The sequence below is a fragment of the Bacillus sp. JJ1532 genome, from assembly GCF_036965085.1.
Lineage (GTDB): Bacteria > Bacillota > Bacilli > Bacillales > Cytobacillaceae > Cytobacillus.
Map to the genome: position 1 here is coordinate 73,891 of NZ_JBALOW010000012.1, position 1,135 is coordinate 75,025.

Annotated in this window: 8 tRNA genes; all 8 read right to left on the bottom strand. The window is 49.3% G+C overall.

Features of this window, described 5'->3' with window-relative positions:
- Position 1: 1 nt before the first annotated feature.
- Positions 2-78 (bottom strand) — tRNA-Asp (locus V7122_RS05475).
- Between the two features lie 3 nt (positions 79-81).
- Positions 82-155: transfer RNA gene (locus V7122_RS05480), tRNA-Met, on the bottom strand.
- Positions 156-332: 177 nt separating this feature from the next.
- Positions 333-425: transfer RNA gene (locus tag V7122_RS05485), tRNA-Ser, on the bottom strand.
- Between the two features lie 19 nt (positions 426-444).
- Positions 445-521: transfer RNA gene (locus V7122_RS05490), tRNA-Met, on the bottom strand.
- A 19-nt stretch (positions 522-540) separates the two neighbouring features.
- Positions 541-616 (bottom strand) — tRNA-Ala (locus V7122_RS05495).
- A 58-nt stretch (positions 617-674) separates the two neighbouring features.
- Positions 675-749 (bottom strand) — tRNA-Gly (locus V7122_RS05500).
- Between the two features lie 106 nt (positions 750-855).
- Positions 856-928 (bottom strand) — tRNA-Val (locus V7122_RS05505).
- A gap of 60 nt (positions 929-988) precedes the next feature.
- Positions 989-1,063, bottom strand: a tRNA-Glu gene (locus V7122_RS05510).
- Positions 1,064-1,135 lie beyond the last annotated feature (72 nt).

Below are 1,135 nucleotides of genomic sequence, written 5' to 3' on the forward strand. Positions count from 1 at the left end.
ATGGCGGTCCGGACGGGACTCGAACCCGCGACCTCCTGCGTGACAGGCAGGCATTCTAACCAACTGAACTACCGGACCAGATTGCGGGGACAGGATTTGAACCTGCGACCTTCGGGTTATGAGCCCGACGAGCTACCGGACTGCTCCACCCCGCGATAATAGTATTTATGTGATTTTTACTATGCTCATATAAAGCATAAGGACTGTCCCGATCTCAGGATGCTTAATCAAGCAGCAGCTCGATCGGTACAACTCGCAGTTGATTCAAGGAGTAACGCTCGTTGCTCCACCCCGCGATAATAGTATTTATATAATTTTTACCAAGCATTATATGGAGGAGGAAAGGGGATTCGAACCCCTGCGCGGTTTGACCCGCCTGTCGGTTTTCAAGACCGATCCCTTCAGCCGGACTTGGGTATTCCTCCAGGATAAAAAGTGAAATTTTGGTAGCGGCGGAGGGGATCGAACCCCCGACCTTACGGGTATGAACCGTACGCTCTAGCCAGCTGAGCTACACCGCCAAAATAAAGTATATTTTTATGGTGGAGCCTAGCGGGATCGAACCGCTGACCTCCTGCGTGCAAGGCAGGCGCTCTCCCAGCTGAGCTAAGGCCCCATAAAGATATAAAGTAACATATATACAATTAATTCCCATACTGCCAAAAATACAATTTTGGAGCGGAAGACGGGATTCGAACCCGCGACCCCCACCTTGGCAAGGTGGTGTTCTACCACTGAACTACTTCCGCACATCAAAAATGGTGAGGATAGTGCTCTATAAAAAATACCGGAGAGATGTTAACATCTAACTAATTGAATGCAGTCAGTTGTTCAGGTCTACACCGGTAAATGAGATGGAGGATGACGGGATCGAACCGCCGACCCCCTGCTTGTAAGGCAGGTGCTCTCCCAGCTGAGCTAATCCTCCTCAGCGCAAAAGTACAAATGCACATCAGTTAACATACATCACTTCTACTATGCTGTAAAATGGTGACCCGTACGGGATTCGAACCCGTGTTACCGCCGTGAAAGGGCGGTGTCTTAACCGCTTGACCAACGGGCCAATTTATTTGAAATGATTATGCATTTCTCAAAAATAATAGCCCCTTTGGGGCTAGCCTAGCGACGTCCTACT